This is a genomic window from Zoogloea sp. LCSB751 (genome assembly GCF_002028455.1).
Classification (GTDB): Bacteria; Pseudomonadota; Gammaproteobacteria; order Burkholderiales; family Rhodocyclaceae; genus Zoogloea.
This window is the reverse complement of sequence record NZ_MWUM01000016.1, coordinates 21,283-41,635: the sequence shown is the minus strand read 5'-3', so window position 1 is coordinate 41,635 and position 20,353 is coordinate 21,283. Positions and strand designations below refer to the sequence as shown.

The 20,353-nt window shown below is 56.1% G+C and carries 13 protein-coding genes, 1 tRNA gene and 1 pseudogene; 4 read left to right on the top strand and 11 right to left on the bottom strand.

Going from position 1 to position 20,353, the window contains the following annotated elements; genetic code table 11:
* Nucleotides 1-24 precede the first annotated feature (24 nt).
* On the bottom strand, nt 25-897 hold the full coding sequence (locus B4920_RS17025) for a dienelactone hydrolase family protein (RefSeq protein WP_088179491.1): 873 nt from the start codon (nt 895-897) through the stop codon (nt 25-27).
* Between the two features lie 88 nt (nt 898-985).
* Nucleotides 986-1,789, bottom strand: a complete 804-nt coding sequence (locus B4920_RS17020) for a Crp/Fnr family transcriptional regulator (RefSeq protein ID WP_079435815.1) — start codon at nt 1,787-1,789, stop codon at nt 986-988.
* Between the two features lie 361 nt (nt 1,790-2,150).
* On the opposite strand from B4920_RS17020, the gene B4920_RS17015 reads away from it, so the two are divergent.
* Both B4920_RS17015 and narL read left to right on the top strand, forming a co-directional pair.
* Entirely contained in the window at nt 2,151-4,034 is a 1,884-nt protein-coding gene (locus tag B4920_RS17015; protein WP_161493323.1) for a histidine kinase, read from the top strand.
* Nucleotides 4,031-4,684 (top strand): two-component system response regulator NarL, encoded by a 654-nt coding sequence (gene narL, locus B4920_RS17010; protein WP_079435813.1) that lies wholly within the window; start codon nt 4,031-4,033, stop codon nt 4,682-4,684. Before B4920_RS17015 ends, narL begins: the two co-directional genes overlap by 4 nt.
* 265 nt (nt 4,685-4,949) lie before the next feature.
* On the opposite strand, the gene B4920_RS17005 is transcribed toward narL, so the two are convergent.
* The 4 genes from B4920_RS17005 to serS all read right to left on the bottom strand — a co-directional run bounded on the left by B4920_RS17005 (nt 4,950) and on the right by serS (nt 7,896).
* A complete protein-coding gene (locus B4920_RS17005; protein WP_216819919.1) occupies nt 4,950-6,014 on the bottom strand; it encodes a class I SAM-dependent methyltransferase in 1,065 nt (354 codons plus the stop codon).
* Nucleotides 6,014-6,103, bottom strand: a tRNA-Ser gene (locus B4920_RS17000). Before B4920_RS17000 ends, B4920_RS17005 begins: the two co-directional genes overlap by 1 nt.
* 43 nt (nt 6,104-6,146) lie before the next feature.
* Nucleotides 6,147-6,512 carry a carboxymuconolactone decarboxylase family protein gene (locus tag B4920_RS16995; RefSeq protein WP_088179490.1) on the bottom strand — a complete coding sequence of 122 codons (366 nt, stop codon included), beginning with the start codon at nt 6,510-6,512 and terminating at the stop codon, nt 6,147-6,149.
* A 97-nt stretch (nt 6,513-6,609) separates the two neighbouring features.
* Nucleotides 6,610-7,896, bottom strand: coding sequence for a serine--tRNA ligase (gene serS, locus B4920_RS16990; protein ID WP_079435811.1), 1,287 nt, complete (start codon nt 7,894-7,896; stop codon nt 6,610-6,612).
* 264 nt (nt 7,897-8,160) lie between these two features.
* Here serS and B4920_RS16985 point away from each other — a divergent pair, with 264 nt between their 5' ends.
* Nucleotides 8,161-8,424 carry a hypothetical protein gene (locus tag B4920_RS16985; protein ID WP_079435810.1) on the top strand — a complete coding sequence of 88 codons (264 nt, stop codon included), beginning with the start codon at nt 8,161-8,163 and terminating at the stop codon, nt 8,422-8,424.
* On the opposite strand, the pseudogene B4920_RS16980 reads toward B4920_RS16985, so the two are convergent.
* Nucleotides 8,421-9,404: pseudogene (locus B4920_RS16980) on the bottom strand (replication-associated recombination protein A); the annotation flags it as partial. The gene B4920_RS16985 and the pseudogene B4920_RS16980 overlap by 4 nt on opposite strands.
* Nucleotides 9,405-9,585: 181 nt before the next feature.
* On the opposite strand from B4920_RS16980, the gene B4920_RS16975 reads away from it, so the two are divergent.
* Nucleotides 9,586-10,857, top strand: a complete 1,272-nt coding sequence (locus B4920_RS16975; RefSeq protein ID WP_024569565.1) for a site-specific integrase — start codon at nt 9,586-9,588, stop codon at nt 10,855-10,857.
* 48 nt (nt 10,858-10,905) lie between these two features.
* Here B4920_RS16975 and B4920_RS16970 read toward each other — a convergent pair whose 3' ends face one another.
* The 4 genes from B4920_RS16970 to B4920_RS16960 form a co-directional block, all read right to left on the bottom strand.
* Nucleotides 10,906-14,211 (bottom strand): DEAD/DEAH box helicase family protein, encoded by a 3,306-nt coding sequence (locus B4920_RS16970; RefSeq protein ID WP_079435808.1) that lies wholly within the window; start codon nt 14,209-14,211, stop codon nt 10,906-10,908.
* 2 nt (nt 14,212-14,213) lie between these two features.
* Complete coding sequence (locus tag B4920_RS29960) at nt 14,214-15,245, bottom strand: DNA methyltransferase (RefSeq protein ID WP_216819917.1); 1,032 nt, start codon at nt 15,243-15,245, stop codon at nt 14,214-14,216.
* Nucleotides 15,246-15,347: 102 nt separating this feature from the next.
* Complete coding sequence (locus B4920_RS29955; RefSeq protein WP_216819915.1) at nt 15,348-17,348, bottom strand: DNA methyltransferase; 2,001 nt, start codon at nt 17,346-17,348, stop codon at nt 15,348-15,350.
* 22 nt (nt 17,349-17,370) lie between these two features.
* On the bottom strand, nt 17,371-20,259 hold the full coding sequence (locus tag B4920_RS16960; RefSeq protein WP_024569568.1) for an SNF2-related protein: 2,889 nt from the start codon (nt 20,257-20,259) through the stop codon (nt 17,371-17,373).
* Nucleotides 20,260-20,353 lie beyond the last annotated feature (94 nt).

Genomic DNA, 20,353 nt, shown 5'->3' with positions numbered 1-20,353 from the left:
TTCGGGCAGTGCCCGCGCCGACGTTCACAGGCCGTTGGCGCGGAACCATTCCAGCATGCGTCCCCAGCCGTTGGACGCATCTACAGCCCTGAAGCTGGGCCGGTAGTCGGCGTGGAAAGCGTGGCCGGCCTCGGGATAAACCACGATCTCGGCCCGTTTGCCGGCCTCCGCCAGCCCCCCGCGCATCGCCTCCACATCCTCTACTGGAATGCTCGGGTCCTTCCCGCCATACAGGCCCAGCACCGGTGCCTGCAGAGCCCGGGCGAGATCCACGGGATGGTGCGGCGTCATCGGGCTGGAGGAACCCTTCAGACGGCCATACCAGGCAACCGCCGCCTTCAGCCGGGGGTTGTACGCCGCATACAGCCAGGCGATCCGCCCTCCCCAGCAGAACCCGGTCAGGCCCAGACGCCCCGGATCTCCACCGTTCGCCGCCGCCCACGCGGCGCAGGCATCCAGATCGCTCAGCACCTGGGCGTCCGCCACCTCCGCAACGATGTCCGACATCAGTTCCTGGACAGTGGGCATGCCCATCGGGTCGCCATGACGCTGGAACAGATTGGGTGCGATCGCCTGATAGCCCTGGCGGGCCAGGCGCCGGCAGGTGTCGCGGATGTACTCGTGGACACCGAAGATCTCCTGCACCACCAGCACCGTAGGAAAAGGCCCCTTCCCGGCAGGCTGGACCCAATAAGCACGTACGGCCACCTTGTCGCTGCCACGGATGTGGATATCGCCGGCCACGAGGCCATCGGACGAGGTCTGAATCACAGACTGTCCGCTGCGCGGGCGGACAGCCAGCGCATAGCCCGCCGCCAGCGCATCGTTCACGAAGACTTGGCGGCTGAGGGGAAGTCCCGGCACCGGGCAGTCGAAATCGGAATCCTCGACCAGCATCCAATTCACCTTACACATGGACAAGGCGGCAAGGATACCCCAAGGACGGGCCGGAACAGAACGCGCCAGCCCCCGTATCAGGCCGGGCTCACCCCCAGGCCACCATCCTGCCCACACGGGTACCGGCAGCGCGTTCGAACCAGTTCCCGGCCTCCCGTCCCGTACGCCGGGAAAAACCCGGACTCTCCCGCCGTAGCGCAGGCCGGCCCAGATGCTGGCGCGCAAAGATCTCCATCAGTGTCACCTGCTTGCCATGGACATGGATCATTCCCGCATCCGACAGCTCCCGGAAGATACGTGACAGGGTTTCCGGGGTGAAACCGAGACGTGCGGCCAGCACATGCTTCGGAATCTCCAGCTCCAGTTCGATCTGGCCGGTGCCACACCCGCCCTCCGCCGCCAGGCGGGCCAGATAGTCCACGACCTTGGCTGTGCCACTCTGGAAACAGTCTGCGGCAATATCCCGCTCGATGGACGACTGACGCTCGGCCATTGCGCTCAGCATGCGGCGGGCCACATCGGGCTCCTGCTCCATGGCCCGGAATACACCGTCCCGCCCGACCGCCAGCAGGACGACCGGCGTCACCGTTTCCACGGTGGACACACAGGCAGCATCGCCAAACAGTTCCGCTACGCCGAAGACCTTGCGCGGAGTCAGGATGTCGATGACCTTCTCGCCTCCCTCCGGCGACGACACCGCCGTCTTCAGATGGCCGGACATCACGTAGAACATGCCACGGGGCCGGTCGCCAGCGGCGTAGATGATTCGTCCCTTGGGCAGACTGAGCACTTGCGATGCCCGCGCCACCTCGCCCACAACGGAAGGAGGCAGCCCACGGAACAAGGAAATCTCACCCAGAACCAGGCTCAGATCGTCAAAACTGGTATGCATCGCTCACCTCGCAGATCTCATGTCGGGGTCGCCGGAAAAATGATCGCGCCCCGTTGATATGGAGTGCAGTCTAGAAGTCAAAACCGGCCCGAAGTTTGATTTAGATCAGAGTTGCCAACCCAGTACAAACGCGTAAATTACCTCCAAAGAGGTAATGGAAAAATAGACAAAAATCACTGGCACGCCATTGTTTTTTATATGATTTGATCACCATATCGGGCAGCCCTGCCGGTTTTCTGGGAAAGCCTGCCGACACCATTTCCTACTACCATTTTCCATGGCCCGCCCGAAGCCGGCAGTCGCGCCGGAGGGCTGTGCGGACGCACAATCGCGGCTGCAGACATGTTCAGGAGTCACCGCTTTGAATCTCGCTCGTTCTGCCGCAGGCCCCGGCCCGGCGAGCGCCCCGTCGGTCGTCCGCCGCCTGGGTATCTGGATCGCCGCCATTGCCTGTCTCGCCGCCGTGTCGATCCTTGCCTCGATCACCGTGGCCGAGTTGTCGTCCGGCGAAGCCCGGGCGATCAATCTGGCGGGGTCGCTACGCATGCAGTCCTACGTCGTCGGCGCTGCCGCCGGTCGCCGCGACGATCCGACGCAGCTTGCCGCCACCCTCGCCGAGTTCGATACCCGCTACCGCAGCACCGGTCTGATCCGGGTGATCCCGTCCCGACCCGACGATCCGGTGCGGCGCGCTTACGTCACGGTGGGTGACACCTGGCAACAGCGCTTCCGCCCGGTGGCTGAGCGGTCCGCCGTCGGCCGCGCCAGCGACCGGGAAGTACAGTCGGCCACCGAGGACATCGTCGGGCAGATCGACCGCCTGGTCGCCCTCGTCGAAGAAGGTCTGGAAGCCAAACTCCAGCTCCTGCGCATCGTGCAGGGCATCTCTCTGATCCTGCTGCTGATCGTCGGGGCCAGCGCGGTGTTCCAGCTGAAACGGCACGTCGTGCAACCGCTGGGACATCTGCTGACCTCGGCCCGCATCGTCCGCCGCGGCGACTTCGGCGTGCGGGTGCCGCAACGGGAGCCCGACGAACTGGGACAGCTCGGCGAGGCCTTCAACTACATGGTGGAGGACCTTTCCCAACTCTACGCACAGCTCGAAAGCCGGGTACAGGAAAAGACCGAGGAACTGGCCCTCAGCAACCAGTCGCTCCGTCTGCTGTACCGCACCACCCGCGCCCTGTCCGAAAAGACCGCCACCCGAGAAACGCTGCTGCAGGTCCTGCAGGAGGTCGATGAAGTCATCGGCATCCGTGCTGTCGCCCTGTGCCTGAAAAAAGCCGAGTACGTGGATATCGTGCCGGCCGACGACACCACGGCGCTGCCGGCGCTGGAGGCTCTGCTCCAGAGCACCGGCAGCGAGGCCGACGGACAGGTCCGTACATTTGAAAACGTCGCGGGGAACCTGCCGCTGATCTCGGTCCCCCTTTTCGACGGCACCGTAAGCCACGGCGCCATGCTGCTGGCCCAGCCCGCAAGCCAGACCCTCGCCGCGTGGCAGATCGAGTTGCTGGAAACAGTCGGCCGTCACGTGGGCGCCGCCCTGGCAACCAGCCAGCGCAACGAGGAGCAGCACCGCCTGGCGCTGCTGGACGAGCGCTCGGTGATCGCCCGGGAGCTGCACGACTCCCTCGCCCAGTCCCTCTCCTACCTGAAGATCCAGGTCACCCGGCTGCAGACCATGCTCGGCCGCGCCCCGACCCCGGAGCCTGTCCATGAGGTGGTGCGCGAACTGCGCGACGGCCTCAGCGAGGCCTATCGGCAACTGCGCGAACTGCTCACCACCTTCCGTCTACGCATCGATGGTCGCGGCCTGCCGGCAGCCATCGACGACGCCGTGCGCGATTTTCACCGACGGACCGGTCTTACGCCGGTGCTCGACAACCGCCTGGGCGGCATCGCCCTGCCCCCGAGCCGGGAGATCCACGTTCTGCAGATCATCCGTGAAGCCCTTTCCAACATCGAACGCCACGCCGGCGCTGCGCACGTCCACGTCTGCCTGGAAAACGCAGCCGGCGGGCTGCTGCGCGTCAGCATCGACGACGACGGGGTCGGCTTCGACCCGCAGGCCATGCCCCTGCACCGCTACGGCCTGGTGATCATGCGCGACCGCGCCCAGAGCCTGGACGGCGAGATTGCCGTCAGCCCCCGGGATGGCGGCGGCACCCATGTCGAACTGCGCTTCCCCGCCACACCTCCGATCAACGAACACCAGGCGCCCACCCAAGGAAAGCTGCCATGACAACACCCGCCCTCAGCTCCGTCATCATCATCGACGACCATCCCCTGTTCCGCAAAGGCGTTTCCCAGCTGATCGCCCTCAACAACGAACTGCACCTCATTGGCGAAGCCTCCAGCGGCGAGGAAGGCCTCGAACTGGCCCGGGCCCTCGAGCCCGACCTGATCCTGCTCGACCTCAACATGAAGGGCATGAACGGGATCGAAACCCTGAAGGCCCTGCGCGATGCCGATCTGGCCGCGCGCATCCTGATCCTGACCGTCTCGGACGCCGCCGACGACTTGGTGGCGGCAATACGCGCCGGCGCCGACGGCTACCTGCTGAAGGACATGGAGCCGGAGGAACTCCTCGCCCAGATCGTCGAGGCCCAGCGCGGCCGCATCGTCATCAGCCCCAGCCTCAACGGACTGCTCGCCCGCTCCCTGCGCGAAGAAGCCCAGGCCGCGGAGCGCAGCGTCGCACCGCTGACCGAGAGGGAAAAGGACATTCTCGGCTGCCTGGCCAGCGGCCTGTCCAACAAACTGATAGCCCGCGATCTCAACATCGCGGAAGGCACCGTCAAGGTGCATATCAAGAATCTGCTGAAGAAGCTCAAATTCCGCTCCCGTCTCGAGGCCGCCGTGTGGGCCATCGACCAGAATCTGCGCTCCTGAAAGTACCTGCAACAGTAAGAAATACGCCCGCTATTCCTGCCCCCGTCCATCAGAATCTGTACGCCCGATACAACACCATAACGGGCTGCGCGGCTTGGAAAGACCAGGGGGCACAAGTCCAACCCGCACGCTCAGCACCACATTCTGTAACCGCTCCACGGGCTGGGCGCAGTGGAATTTCAGCTGGACGCGGGGCAAGGCTGGCAGGCGAACGGACATCCGACACCGGACGTTCAACCCCAACCCCCAACGCCACGGAACAGGGTCAGTCCGCTGTGCGGTAAACCAACACCTTCAATGCGCGCTCATCGGAAATGTCAGCGAACGAGGCAGGGTTGGCCAGCCTCCCCTCGAAATGCAACTGGGGCGCGACCTCCTGCATCCACTCTTGCAGAAAGGCGACGCCGAGTTTCGGCGAATTCAGGCACAGCAGCGCATGCCCGCCTGGAGCCAGCAGCTCCGGCAGACGCCGCATCAGCCGCACGTAGTCCTTCTCAGCGACGAAACTGCCCTTCTGATAGCTGGGCGGGTCCAGGACGATCAAATCGTACGGGCCGCCACGGGTAATCTTGCCCCACGAGCTGAAGATGTCATGGGGAAGGAAGCGCGCACCTTCCGTAAGCCCGTTGAGCAGGTGATTGCGCTTGCCGATCGCCAGGGCGCCATCACTCATGTCCACATTCGTCACGTCCCGTGCCCCAGCCTGCAAAGCCACGACGGAAAAAGCACAGGTGTAGGCGAACAGGTTGAGCACCTTCATCCCTGGACGTGCGGCCACGTGTTCGCGAACCCATCGCCGCCCCTCGGCCATGTCCAGAAAGAAGCCATGGTTGAGCCCCTTCAGCAGATGGACGCGAAAGCGCGCGCCCTTCTCCTCCACGACGTGGGGATCCGGAACACTACCTGCCATCAACCGGGTCTCGGCTCGCGCCTCGAAACGATATTGGTAGACCCAGTTCAGCGGCAGCTCCGGATGCACCTCGGCCCAACGGCGGGACAAGGCCGCGTGGACGGCCTCCAGCTCGGCCTCGGATGCGGGCAGGAAACTGGTCAGCACCCATACCGGCGGATAGACATCCAGCGTCCAGTGCTCACAGCCCGGGAACAGCCCACCCCGCCCGTGGAACACACGCCCGGCGTCCGCCGGCATGGTGATTTCCGCAATGGCATCGAGCAGTGCTTGCATAAGGATCGGACCTGAAATTTGAAGGACGCACACAATTCGCGAGCCCTTCGCCAGGCCTTCACGCAAAGAAACCCGATGCTTGCCCACGAGGCGCCCGCAGAAAAGCAAAAAGCCCTGAAAATCAGGGCTTTTTGCTTGAACCATGGCGGAAAGGGAGGGATTCGAACCCTCGATACGGAGAACCGTATACCGGATTTCGAGTCCGGCGCATTCGACCACTCTGCCACCTTTCCGCTCGAAGGCCGCGATTATATAACACTTCGCGGGAAAAGCCAGCTATTCGGCGATTTTTGTTTGCTCAGCGGTGAATTCCTCATAAGCCCGCACCGCCTCCGCCGCATACATGAGGTTCGGACCGCCCCCCATGTAGGTGCAGATGGCCAGTGTTTCCATCAATTGCTCCCGAGTCACGCCAAGCCGGATCAGCGCCTTGACGTGGAAAGCGATACAGCCATCACAGCGCGCCGCGACGCCGATCGCCAGCGCGATGAGTTCCTTCTGCAGCGCACTCAACGCGCCAGCTCTCATCGACTCCTTGGCCAACGTGTTGAAGGCACTCATGGCTTCCGGAATCTCGGAACGCAACGTTGCGAGCCCCTTGGAGAGATCGCCCGTGATCTGAACAAACGATTTACCGCCCACGATCAGCCTCTAAATTTAGAAAATTAATGTTTTCTAATATACAGCTTGGACGGTAATTTGAAAACCGGGCGGACTCTCGCCCGCCCGGCTCATGAAGTTACAGCGTGGCAGGCAGCACCGTCACGCCCCCCATGTACGGCTGCAACACCGCCGGGATACGCACCGAACCGTCGGCCTGCTGGTAGTTCTCGAGGATCGCCACCAACGTGCGCCCAACAGCCAGACCGGAACCGTTGAGGGTTGCCAGGGTCTCGTTCTTGCCTTGCGCGTTCTTGAAGCGGGCCTGCATGCGACGGGCCTGGAAGCTCTCGAAACACGAGCAGGACGAGATCTCGCGGTAGGTGTTCTGCGCCGGCAGCCACACTTCCAGGTCGTAAGTCTTGGCCGCGCCGAAGCCCATGTCGCCAGTGCACAGCACGATCTTGCGGTACGGCAGCTCGAGCTTCTGCAGGATCGTCTCGGCATGGCCGGTGAGCTCCTCCAGCGCCGCCCAGGCGTTTTCGGGCTTTTCGATGCGGACGAGTTCGACCTTGTCGAACTGGTGCTGGCGGATCATGCCGCGGGTGTCCCGGCCATAGCTGCCGGCTTCGGAACGGAAGCACGGCGTGTGGCAGACGAACTTCAATGGCAGCGCATCGGCCGGCACGATCTCGTCGCGGACTATGTTGGTCACCGGCACTTCGGCGGTCGGGATCAGGTAGAACTTGCTGCCGTCGGCCTTCGGCACCGCGAAAAGGTCTTCCTCGAACTTGGGCAACTGGCCGGTGCCGTACATGCTGTCCGCGTTGACCAGGTAAGGTGCATAGAGCTCGGTGTAGCCATGCTCGCCGGTATGGGTGTCCAGCATGAACTGGGCCAACGCCCGGTGCAGACGGGCCAGGCCGCCCTTCATGAGCGTGAAACGGGCGCCGGAAATCTTCACCGCGGTCTCGAAATCCAGCCCCCCCAGGCGGGCGCCGATGTCCACGTGATCGCGCACTTCGAAATCGAAGCCCGGCACCGTACCCCAGCGGCTCACCTCCACGTTGTCTTCCTCTGAGCGGCCCACCGGCACACTCTCATGGGGCAGGTTGGGCAGCCCCGCGATGAAGGCGTTGAAACGCTCAAGCAACTCGGCAAGGGCAGCCTCATTGGCTTTCAACTCGTCACCGATGCCCGCCACCTCGGCCAGCACGGCAGAGGCGTCCTCGCCCTTGCTCTTCAACTGGCCAACCTGTTTGGACAGGGCATTGCGGCGGGCCTGAAGTTCCTGGGTGCGGGTCTGGCGCTCCTTGCGCTCATCCTCGAGGGCCTGGAAGGCGGCTACGTCGAGCGTCGTTCCACGCGTCGCCAAACGCTCTGCAACAAAGTCCAGGCGGGTACGCAGCAATTGCACATCAAGCATGGGAATCCCTATTCAAATCAGAAGCTAGCAGGTCTGGACGTCAGATTCGGAAATTGCCGAACACGACTTCCGGTTTTCAGTTATATTGCAGCGCACCATCAGCGACGCTGCCCGAGACACCAGAAACAATAGAAATCAAGAAGTTAATAGCTCGCTTCGAGTCAAAGTTTTCTTGATTTAACGAACTCAACGGTCACAATTAAAGAAAAGGCGTCCATAGACGGCGCTGTTTTCCTGCGACCAAATCCATTGAAGGAGACACCAATGTTGTCCATCCGCGACTGCCTGGATTACTGCGACCTGACCGACGAAGACGTTGCCATCATCGCCGAACATCACGACATTCCCGAGGCAGCGGCCGCCCAGATTGCCTGCGGCTTGGTTCAGACCCCCGAAGGGACGTTGATGCTGACCCAGTTCATGCGCGATCTGGTGGACGAAGCCGAGGAAAGCGGCGATCGTACCCGCGCCCAGCGTTTCCGCGCAGCCCGCGATCGCTTCATGGCGAGCCATCCCGTCTCGCACTAAGCCTTACCGTCGCCTGCGCGGGCCGCATAGTCCCGATCCAGTTCGCGCAGGCGGGCCAGTTTTTCGGCAATCTTCGCCTCCATGCCCCGCTCGACCGGCACATACCAGCCCGGCTTCGCCATCCCTTCCGGAAAGTAGCTCTCTCCCGCTGCATAGGCACCCGGCTCGTCGTGGGCGTAGCGGTAGGCCTTGCCGTAACCCAGCTCCTTCATGAGCTTGGTGGGCGCGTTACGCAGGTGGATCGGTACCGGGCGGGACACATCGTCGGCCACGAACTTTCGCGCCGCATTATACGCCTTGTATACCGCGTTCGATTTGGCTGCGCAGGCCAGGAAAACCGCTGCCTGAGCCAGCGCCAGCTCTCCTTCCGGAGAGCCCAGCCGTTCATACGTGGAGCAGGCGTTCAGGCAGATTTCCAGCGCCCGCGGATCCGCCAGGCCGATGTCCTCGATGGCCATGCGCACCAGACGCCGCCCCATGTAGAGCGGCTCGGCACCGCCATCGAGCATCCGGCACAGCCAGTACAGTGCCGCATCGGGATCGGAGCCGCGCACCGACTTGTGCAGCGCCGAGATCTGATCGTAGAAAGCTTCGCCACCCTTGTCGAAACGACGCAGGTTGCGGGACAGGGCTTCGTCGATGAAGGCCGGCGTGACGGGATTGACGTCGGCCGTCGTGGCCGCCGTATGCACCTGTTCGAGCAGATTGAGCATGCGCCGCGCGTCGCCATCAGCAAAACCGGTCAGGCGGTCGCGGGCATCGTCCTCGAAAACCAGCTCTGGGCAGGCGAAGGCACGCGCCCGCGCGAAAAGCTCAGCCAGTTCCCCGGCACTCAAGGGCTGCAGCACATAAACCGCGGCCCGCGACAGCAGCGCCGAATTCACCTCGAAGGACGGATTCTCGGTCGTCGCGCCCACCAGCGTGACCAACCCCTGTTCCACGAAAGGCAGGAAAGCATCCTGCTGGGCCTTGTTGAAACGGTCACTAAAGCACTGGACTTTGTTATGAAATAACGACTTACGACGATTTTTAACAGACTTTTCGGCACAAATTTCTTGAACGCGGCACAAATTTGGCACAAACTTTTTTCTTTGTGCCGATCTGGCTTTCAGCAGTCGGCGGCCGCACACTTTTGCAGCCACATCACACGTAGGGGTTAGCATGTCCGTCTATACCGTTGAGTATTCCCGCAAGAACCCAGAGACCAAGCGGAACATCACAGTAGTCAAATACCGTGCCCAGGTAAAGCACAACGGCAAGGCTCATACCAAGCTGTTTGATACCGAGCGAGAAGCCAAGGATTGGGAAGCTCAGAAGGAAAAAGAGCTATCGGGCATGGCCACGGTAGAGAACCTGATCGCCGAAGCGAACAAGATCACCATGAGAATGCTCTTGGCAGAGCACTTCAAGCAACACCTGTCCAAACAAAGCCCCAACTCCTACAAGACCAATCAAAATCGCAGTCTAAGGGCCATTCCTGAGTTCAAGATTCCCTACGAGCTGATTCACAAGCGGATCAACAAGTACAAGTACAGCAAGACGATTGTTCAGGCAATTATCGAGCAAACCCGAAATGATTCCTTTGACTACATGAAGGACGGAATTCCGTTTGGCGATTTTTTCGTTGAGACAGTAGATATGCAGCTCATCATTGCCTATATCAAGGCAAGAAAGGTGAAGGCAAACACCCTACTTCGTGAGCTTTCTACAATTTCGGGGGCTTTCACCCACGCCTATAAATACTTCACTGAATTTGAAGATGGCCTTGAAAACCCCGTCAAGAAACTTCCCAGAAACGAGAAGCCCAAGCCAGACAACAGTAGAAGAACCATCATCAATGAAGAACAAACATTGAAGATTGCAGAATACCTACAAATGAAGGCCAACCAAGAGCCCTACTATTGCTTCATCCAGTGCATCTACTCAGGCTGCCGCCGTGTTGAGTGTCTTTCAATGGAATGGGAAAACATTGACTGGAAAAATCAGACCGTCTTGATCCCGAAGACAAAAAACGGAAAGCCCCGTGACATCCCCATTGAGCCATCTTTCCTTGAATACCTAAACGACCGAAGGAAAGAAAAAGGCAAAGTCTTCAAGCTTACCTACTTCAACATGCGCGCTTATTGGGTTGAAGCAACAAAACAACTTGGCTACTACGATAATGAAAGAGAACGGCTTTACTTCCATGACACGAGAAGGACCGCCATCACGAACAATCTGCGTCAAGCCGAAGGCAACAACTTCAAGCTTGCCAAGGTCTTCGGGTTGAAGACGACCGAGATTGAAAAACAGAAAGTTGCCATTGACCAAGACCTGTCAGGCATCATCCGCAAGCTACAAAACGGCGAGAAGCTGACACCCAAGGAAATCAGCTTGCTGGCTGGTCACAGCAGCACCAATGTGACCAATGACACCTACAATGCCGACCGCTAAAAATAGCAGCAGACAAGGGACCACGGTTTGGAACCGTGGTCTCAAAGATCACAGCACCCCTGTCCGTTCAAACATTTTCTTCAGGTAAGCCGGCCCACCTTCGTCCATGAAGAGCACATTCCGTTCTTCCAGTTCCTGTTGCTTGCAGGTCACATTCAGCAAGTCACCAAAGGCTGTCCCAGACAGAATGAAGGCGTTGAGTGTCAGCTTGGGATCGCCCAGCTTGTCCTGAAGAACTTTGACTTCCTTATATAGACCCAACTTGGGATCGGTCAGGTTCATCTGCCGAATACCCTTCGGATCAATGAAGTTCAGGCACTGCTGGCCCGTTTCTTCATCTACCAGCCATAGCAGGTAGTCGGGATAGAAATTTCCCGCCAAGGCAAAGCCCAGCCCTTTGGCTTTGGTATCGGCATTGCGCAGCAAATAAAGACTGCGCTTACCAATGATCTGTTGCCCCAAGGGCGACTGGTAAAAAGCTTCCAGGTCCCGCACAAACTGGATTTCGCTGGGTGCATCAAAAGCAAGGGGACGCATTTTTAGCGGAACCGCGCCTTCAATGGCGAACAGGGGGTAATACAGATGGCTGTCAAAACAGATCGCCACCATCTGACCCGCATTCCACTGACTCGCTTCGCCCAGCTTGCCATCCCGCACCAACGCTTGGAGCTGCTTCAGTTTCTTCTCGTAGGCTTCACCGTCTTCGGTGTCTTCAATCTCAAACTGATAAACCTTGAGCAGCGTATCGTCGTCCTCCTTGACGGTCACGATGTCGTAGAACTGCCCTTCATACGCGGACTTCAAAGACTTGTAGAACCTGTCGGTGTAGTCCTGAAGCAGACGGATCAGAATTTCTTCCTGTTTGAGAATATCGGCAAAGCCACGAATGCTCAGTTCAGATTTCGGGATGAACAACGTGTACCAGTCATGATGGTTCAGGCAAAAATCCATCAGGCGAGCCCGGTCTAGTCGCAGGTTGCTCCAGCTTCGCAGTTGCTTGAACTCTTGCACCGCAAGGTAGATGCGATCAAAGTCAAACAGTGCCATGGTTTCACTGGCAATCTTGCCCATGTGCCGAATATTGCCTTCAGGGCCGGCCCCGCCCTTGTCCTGACTGGCCAGTGCTTCCAGCTTGGGATACAAGTCCAAGGTAATGTGGGCTTCCTTGATCTTGCCCGCAAACTCAGCAGGCACTTCGTAGAGCCACGGATAAACGGTGCGCTTGAATCCCTTGATCTGGTTGTCCTTGTAGCCGTCCTTCAGCGACAGGGTTTTGAGCTTGCTCTTCGGCAGATTGGGCCGAGTCTCAAAATCCAGTTCAATGATTTCATCGGTCGGGGTGATCCCTTCTTCTTTCAGGTATTCCTTGAAGGCGGCCATGTAGCCTGCATTCACACCAAAAATATTTAAGGTTTCCAAGCGTTCAAGGTGGGCCCCTTTAGGCCGTTGGGCTGGTGTGCTGCGCTTGAGAGAGTAATCCCGCCCTTTCAGACGAACACCACGACCGAACAACTGGATGATCTGTGAGCCTTCGCCCTTCCCCATGTTCAGCAGGCCCATGGTGGAAACCCGCCAACTGCTCCAGCCTTCAGTGAATTTGCGGGAGCCAATCAGCACATGCAACTCACTGTCCTTGTTGTTCAGTGTGCCGAACACCGACCCGCCGAAGTCATCCGCTTCCGTGTCAAACAACGCCAGGTTTTCTGGCTTTTCGGCTTCCTTGAAAAAGCCAGCATCGTCACCGATGTTGATCAAGCCGAACGGCTCCGACTCACCCACCCGAAGCACCAGTTCGCTCTTGCTGTTTTTGAGATTGACCACCTTCAGCCGTTGCTTGGCATCAGCATTGAACAAGAGCTTCAGGATGCCGTTGTACACATCATCCGCACTAAACGCCATCAACGGGGTGAAACGGTCATGGAAAATATTGCGACCCTTACCGTCCAGCAAGCGTGCCGTGTTAGCCAGCAAATCCTTCAGCCACAGCTTGGTTTTGGCTTCATCGTTCAGGAACCCCGCAAAGAAACGCAACACATTCAGGATGTCCGAATCTTCACCCGACACCGTATTGCCGACGAACACCCACAAGGGCTTTTCAATGTTGAAATCGGTCAGCTTGTCGCGGTTCGCACCCCACAGGTATTGCTGCTGGTAGAAGCTCAACAGGCAGGCCGTGAAGTATTGACGGGCAATGTCTTCTTGGCTGAAGTCTTCATCCTTCAGGTTAAGGATGAGCGATTCCTTGCCATAGCCATCTTCGTAGAAAAACTTGTAGGAATAGTCAAACAGAATGCCCTTGGCGTACACCTCACGAGTTGCCAAGGTGCGAGCCCGCCGTTTTTCTTCCGTGGTCAGGGTCAAAGACTGCTTCTGCGACTCATCCAGCTTCTTCAGGTTCGTGGTTTCAAAGAGAACTTTCGCCTTCTTTTTCATCAACTCGGCTTCGGCCTTCTGAACCGTAAAACCCTTGGCGACAGCCTGACCGAAGGTGGCGGAATACTCAAAGGCAAAACCACCACGAACCAGCGTTTCACGGCGAGACATCCAGGCCCCTGCTGCCGTGCCCGTGCCACGGTGGCCTTCATCCACCAGCACCAGGTTTTTGCCTTCAAAGGCTTCAACGGCAACGGTCTTGTCGCCCATTTCGTCGCCCAGCTTGTTGATGTCAATAATCTCAATCGTGCCCTTGAAGACACCACTGCGATTCTTGTCAAACATGCGGCTGAAGCCAAAACCCGACAAGTTCAGTTCAGCCAAGTGCTGGCGAGACAAGCCTTCATTCGGCGTGAGCAGAATGATTTTGTCTGGGTAGGTATCCTTGCCGTTCTGGAAGTAGTGCAGGTACTGGCGAATATTCACATGCAGCAGCAGGGTCTTGCCGCTGCCCGTGGCATTCCAGAAGGCCAGCTTGTTCAGCTCGTCAGCATTGAACGGCTGAAAGCGGTTATCCGCATCGGCTTGCTTGTTGTAGGCTTTCAGTTGCTCGTTCAGGCCATCCAGCAAGGCTTGGGGCTTGTTGAAATACCAGTCCAGATAAATCTCTGTGAAGAGCAGAGACAGATACTGGAAATACTTCATGTTGAGAACAGTGCCCTCAAGCTTGTTGCGCCGTTCGGTGATGGCGTTCCAGTGCTGGACAATGTTCAGGTCATAGCGACGAAACTCTTGATCACTGAACCGATCCACTTCAAACAGGTTCTGGGTCAGCTCATGAAAGAAGCCGGTTTGCCCGTCATCATCTATGCCTTCATGCCGATCTTCACCCAGACGAATTTTCAGACCGGCAAGACTGCCACCCTTGAAGAAGCCCAACAACCACTGGTTAAGAACAAGCTGTTTGTGAAAGCTGGCCATGGTCAAGCTTCCGTGTTGAACATGCGGGACATGAACTCAGGTTCAATCTGGCGAATCTTCAGGGTTTTGGTGATACCCCCTTCGGCTTCTGTGCTGGTGAAGACTGCCGGAATGTTGTGATCACCATTGATGTAGACGACATCAAATTCACTGTCAGCAGGGTTGATTGCCAGCTTGTCGCACAAGCGGTTCAGCTCGTCATACGAGAGCTTTTCAACATCCCGCCACAGCACCAGAGCTTTTTCACCAGACGGAAGCACACCAGTAACGGCGACAAACCCCCGGTCAATTTGCATATCTACATGCTTGACCCGCAGACCAATCAAGTAGTTGAAGGTTTCCACCAGGTCAATGGTTCGCTCTTCATAGGCCCCCGCAGAATCCACCGTTACCTTCAGCTTGCAGTCAAAGGGCTTCTTGAATTTATCCACTGATAGCAAAGAGCCACGACTTTCAATATCCAGCATGTAACGCAAAAGGTAGTCTTCCTTCGCCTCTGACGGCATGGAGTCAAGAAGACTTTGCTGGGATTTAGAACGAGTCAAATGAAGATTGTTCAGCGTATCTTCATAGCTTTCAAGTTTGATGAATTTGAAAAAATGAGAAATCCCAGAATTTATTGCCGTAGCCTTCCCATCCTTCCAGTCAGAAGAATAAACAATCTTTTGAATACGAGGTTTTGTTACAGTGTCAAAATATTCGCCTTGCTCAACAACAATATATTTTCTATGGCCACCATCTTCGCGATTGAGACTAAGGACGGCATGAGCCGTCGTCGCAGAACCGCCGAAATAATCCAGAACCACTTCTGAATTTTGTATATTCAAGACCCGCAAATTATCTACTACAAGATTAATGCTTTTTGGAAAATCAAAGTCTTTAGCTTTGAACAAATCTTTCAAAACTTTAGTTCCACTTTCACTGGCTGAATACTCTGAACCATCCCACCATGTTCCCGGCAGAGCACCATCTTGATTAGGTCTGTATTTCTTTTGAAGCTCAATGCTTCCATCGTTGTCACGTATAACCTTCAAATCATGAAGTTCCCCACGAAGTCTTTTTGCAGAACACGTCCAGACTTTCTCGTTTCCATCTTGATCGATAGGCCAAACTGCAACTTCACCAAGAACGGGTTGTTACAAAACATCCCATCCTTCAGTCTCTAGGTTAAGAGACATTTCAGGAACACGAACTTCATCTCCTTTTACAAAAACCGGATAAAAAGACTTCTTCCTGTCTTCTCTATTTGAGTCTGTTCCAGATTTTCGAAAATTTGACCAGGAATAAATACCCTTTTCATCTGAGTACGGATAACGATCAGCCTTTGACCCCTTTCTTGAAAGTCGACCAAGCACGGGCTTTTCTGCACGCGACCAAAAGACAGCATACTCATGATTAGCAGAGAATCCAGAGAGTGTCGGACGCCCTTGAGGCTTACTTCTAACAACAGCAGTGCCACTATGATTGAAACCTAAGTTTCCACTCATTATTGAAAACTGATGGTGATATTCAAAGTCATCAATGGCGACACAAACAAGACTACCATCCTCAAGAAGTGGCATCGCCATAGACATTCGATCACCAAAAAGACTAGCCCAAGATGAATGTTGGTAACCATTCTTATAAACAATTGGCGAAGCATCGGTATTGTATGGCGGATCTATATACACACCTTTAATGCCATTACGATATTTATCTTGCAGAACATTTAATGCCTGAAAGTTATCACTATGCATCAAAAGTCCATCTAGCTCACAATCCAAATCTTGTATTTCGCTTAACAAAGACTTTTTGAATTCACCATCAAATACCGACGTATCCACCATCAGGAATTGATGCGATTTAAGGTAATCAACAGAACCAACACTGGAATCACTCAGAAGATCTTTCTTTTCAGAATCAAGCATTCCCAATAGCGACCACTGCTCCCACTGCTTCTTGTTAGCCACAACATCTGGATAAAGACTCTCTGGAATGCGATCAAGAGTAATGCAGTAATTCGTGCTAACCACAAACTTCTTCTTCAACCAAAGTTTCTTCTGGAAGTCTTCCAGTTGTGCAAGAAAGGTGATCAGGTCTAACGCAATGGCACGAAGGGTCTGGATCAGGCGAAGTGATTTCTCAATGTCAGAAAACTTCTCTGCCGACTGCACATCATCAAGATGCATGACTTCATTCTTGATGTAGAAGTCCAGTTCGCGACGAAGGAAGCCACCCAAGTCTTTATGAATGAAGTAGTCGGCTGAATTCTTCGTGGTGTAGCTGGTCAGACACTTTTCCAACAATGTCCGTTGCGGGTTTTTCTCTGTCGGTTCCCTTCGGCTGAGATCCAGCCAACGCGCTTGAACGGCAGGATCGGCAAGAATGGCATCCACAGCCTTGGACACCAGAACATCCTGCTTACTGCCCTTGGGCATGGCCTTGTAATCAAAGCGAATCACCAGCTCGTTGCCGACTTCTTCAATCGGCAAATACTCTTGCTCATACTCATCGCCGTTCTCATCCAGAAGGGTTCTGGTGTGCCGGTCAATCAGGACAAAAAGGCGTTCCTTGTCATTGTCCTTGCGGTTGTCTTTGGCGGTATCTGCCGCCACCAAGCGGAACTTGACGGTACGACCATCATCCAGCTTGAAGCCATAGTTGGAGAAGTTCTCACCGCTCTTGGTGTAATACTGATCTTTGTTCGCCCAGTGCAACACCACTTCTTCCCCGGCATAGGGAATGGCATAGGTATCGCCCTTGTAGCGCCGCTGGCTGATGAAGTCGCCCTTGTCGTAGTAGCGGGAAAAGAAGGTCAGCAAATGGGTGAAAACGGCATTCTCATGTTCTGCCCCACCTGAACCAAGGTCAGCAATCTTCTGCCGCAATTCCTTCACCTTCGGCACATTGTCAGGGTCCATGCCGTCAGCCCGATACTGGGCTTCCTTGTCCTTCAGCTCTTTTTGCAAGGCTTCTAGGTTGCCAGCACCAGAGGCAGCAAGGCTTTCAACGACTTTTGCTTTCAGTCCGTTCTCAAGGTAGTCATTGATCTCACCCACACGGGCATTGAGAATCCGATAGACACCAAAGTCCAGCTCAGGACGGTCAATTTGAAAAATCTCTTTTAGCTTGCGAACCAGGTCGTCGTATTTGCTCATGTTCTCACTCGTTCAATCATTTTTAGACCACTGCCCACTCTAGGGAGAACAGGGTCTTGGATTCGGTTTTTTGGGTCAGACGTTTTTCCAGCGACTCAATCAGGGCATCCCGCTTTTCAATGATGTCGTCTTCCACCTGAAAGATTTCCTGTCGCTGTCGGCGCTGCTGCTTTTCCAGCTTTTGGATACGTTGCTGTATCTCGTGCTGTTCGTCCAGGTTTGTAGCCAGCCTAGCCTGCCGCTGTGCAATCTTGATCTGCTCTTTGGTGTCTCGCAGGGCTTTTTCAGCCGCCAGAACCAAGTCATCAGCCCATTTTTCCAGCTTCTCACGGGCTTCATTGAAGTGCTTGTTGTTCGCTTCCAGCGACTGACTGACGGTGGCTTTGGCATGGCGCTGTGACTCTGCCGCGAGTCTCGTCACCACCGAGTCAGGGATTGTCGTCGGAACGGCGCTGTCAGCCATGCAGTTGAACAACTTTTCGCAGGTTTCTTGCTCAAGGGGTGAGCCATCGGCATCCAAGGCGGAGAACAACAAATATTCTTCCCGCTCGTAGCTGTCTATCGCCAAGGCTGTCAGGGTCAGGTAGCCCCGCTTGCCCCGCAGAGACTCCACCAGGTGCAGGCGGGTTGGGTGCTGGCTGACATTGAAAACCACCTTGGCAACGGGGGTGTCCAATGCTTTGGCCTGATCAATCACATACTCGCCCAGCGGATGCGACAGTCGGTACAGGTAAGTGCCGTAGTCGGGATCATCCTTCTCTATGGACTTGGGCCCTGACTTGGAAATCAGGTGATAGCGACCCGCAGGGATGCTTTGCGCAGGTGGCTTTGCAATATCAAAAGCAAGGTTTTCGTCATCAAACCGTGCTTGGTCACGGAGCATGAACTGAGTGACTGACCAAAAGCGTTTGCTGAATTTATCTAGCTGGGCCTTGGTGTCGGACAACTGAACCCGCAACCGCTCATGGACATCTTCGTCAAAATTCTCAAGCAGCATCTTTCGGGTATCGCTCATCCTTGCTTGGATGCGCTCGTCCATTTCAGCTTGCAGGGTTTTGAAGGCAGTCTCGATTTCTTCTGGGGTTCGGCATTCCTGGTAGATGGTCAGGATGCGCTTCTCAAAATCCACCCCTGATTCAATGCTACCCAGCACTTCATCGGAAGCCCCGAACACCCCGTTGAACAGGTTGAATTTTTCGGTCAGCAGTTCCAGCACACGGCGATCTGCCTGGTTGCGCTCGTTCAGAAAGTTGATAACGACCACATCATGCTTTTGGCCATAGCGGTGGCATCGGCCAATCCGCTGTTCAACCCGCTGGGGATTCCAAGGCAAGTCATAGTTGATGACCAAGGAACAGAACTGGATATTCACCCCTTCCGCCGCCGCTTCGGTGGCGATCAAGATGGTGCCCTTGTCCCTGAAATGCTCAATCAGGGCCGTCCGAATATCAATGTCACGAGAGCCAGCAATCCGCCCCGTGCCTTGGTTGGCCATCAGCCACTTCTCATAGATGGCGGTAGCTTCAGGACTGTTGTTCGTGCCACTGAACAAAACCACTTGCCCGGCATAGCCGTTCGCTTCAAGGTAGTCCTTCAGGTAAAACTGTGTCCTGCGGGATTCGGTGAAGATCAGTGCCTTCTTCTGTGCCCCCGTCACCGCCATCTGCTGAAAACCAATATCCAAGGCCGACAACAGGCTTCGGGTTTTGGTGTCGGTGCCGATACTGCGTGCCAGCGCAGCCAACTCACCTAGCAGGCGAATTTCTTCATTGAGCTGCTTGCGATCTATGTCTTGTGGCTGGGTGTCACCGTCTTCTTCAAGGTCATCCAGTTCCAGGATCTCGTCCAGCAGATCGCCTTCAATGTCTTCGTCGGTAATCAGTGACTCGGCGAAATCGGGGTCATCCTGCACTTTTTCATCCCGCAACGCTTCCAGCCGGACCTTCATGGTTTCCAAGGTGCCTGCAACTGCCAATGACGAAGAAGCCAGCAGTTTGCGAAGAATCAGTTCGGTCAGGTGCCGTTGCCGATGCGGGATGGCGTAGCTGTTGGGACGGGTCAGAAACTCACCGACTGCTTCATACAGCCGGTGCTCATCGTCCGTAGGGCTGAAGGGCCGAGTGATTGCCTTTCGCTCTGTGTAGCGGATGTATTCAGTGACCTGATTGCGAAGGGTGCGCCGGCAAAACCCCGACAGCCGTTCCCGCAAACCGTCCAAGTCGCCCCCTGCCGATACATACTGACTGCGGAAGGCATTCACATCACCAAAGATGTGGTCATCTATGAGCGTGGCCAGTCCGTACAGCTCAAGCAGGGAGTTTTGCAATGGTGTTGCCGTTAGCAGCAGCTTGCGACAATCTTCCGTAGCCCACCGAAGACCTTGACCAATCTTGTTGCTCTCACGGTAGGCATTGCGTAATTTGTGGGCTTCATCAATGACCGCCAGATCCCACTGGATCGCCTTGAGCTCATCCCGAATCTTGTGAGCATAGTTGTAGGACAAGACGACAATGGCCTTCTGATTCAGCGGTGACTTGCCTTGTTTCAGAAAATCACGGGAAGTCTTGGCATCCAGCACCACGGCGGGCAAGTTGAATTTTTCTTCCAGCTCAAGCGCCCATTGCTTGCGCAACGAAGCTGGACAAATGACCAGCAGACGGCGACGCCGCTCAGACCAATACTGGCAAAGGACGATCCCTGCTTCAATGGTTTTACCCAAACCGACTTCATCAGCCAGTAGCACTCCCTTGGAGAGTGGCGACTTCAAGGCGAACAAAGCTGCTTCAATCTGATGGGGGTTCAAGTCGACACTGGCGTCAAACAAGGACTGAGACAGACGACCAACATCATTGGGAGCATGCCGTCTGGTCAGCTCGTGAGCAAAATACTTGGCATGGAAGGATGTGATCATGGCCCTGAACTATCTAGTTATATGTTCAACAAGGGGACACTGCCCCCCAGGAACCGGGCTCGTCAGCATCCGATGCAACGGCACCCTAGCATTC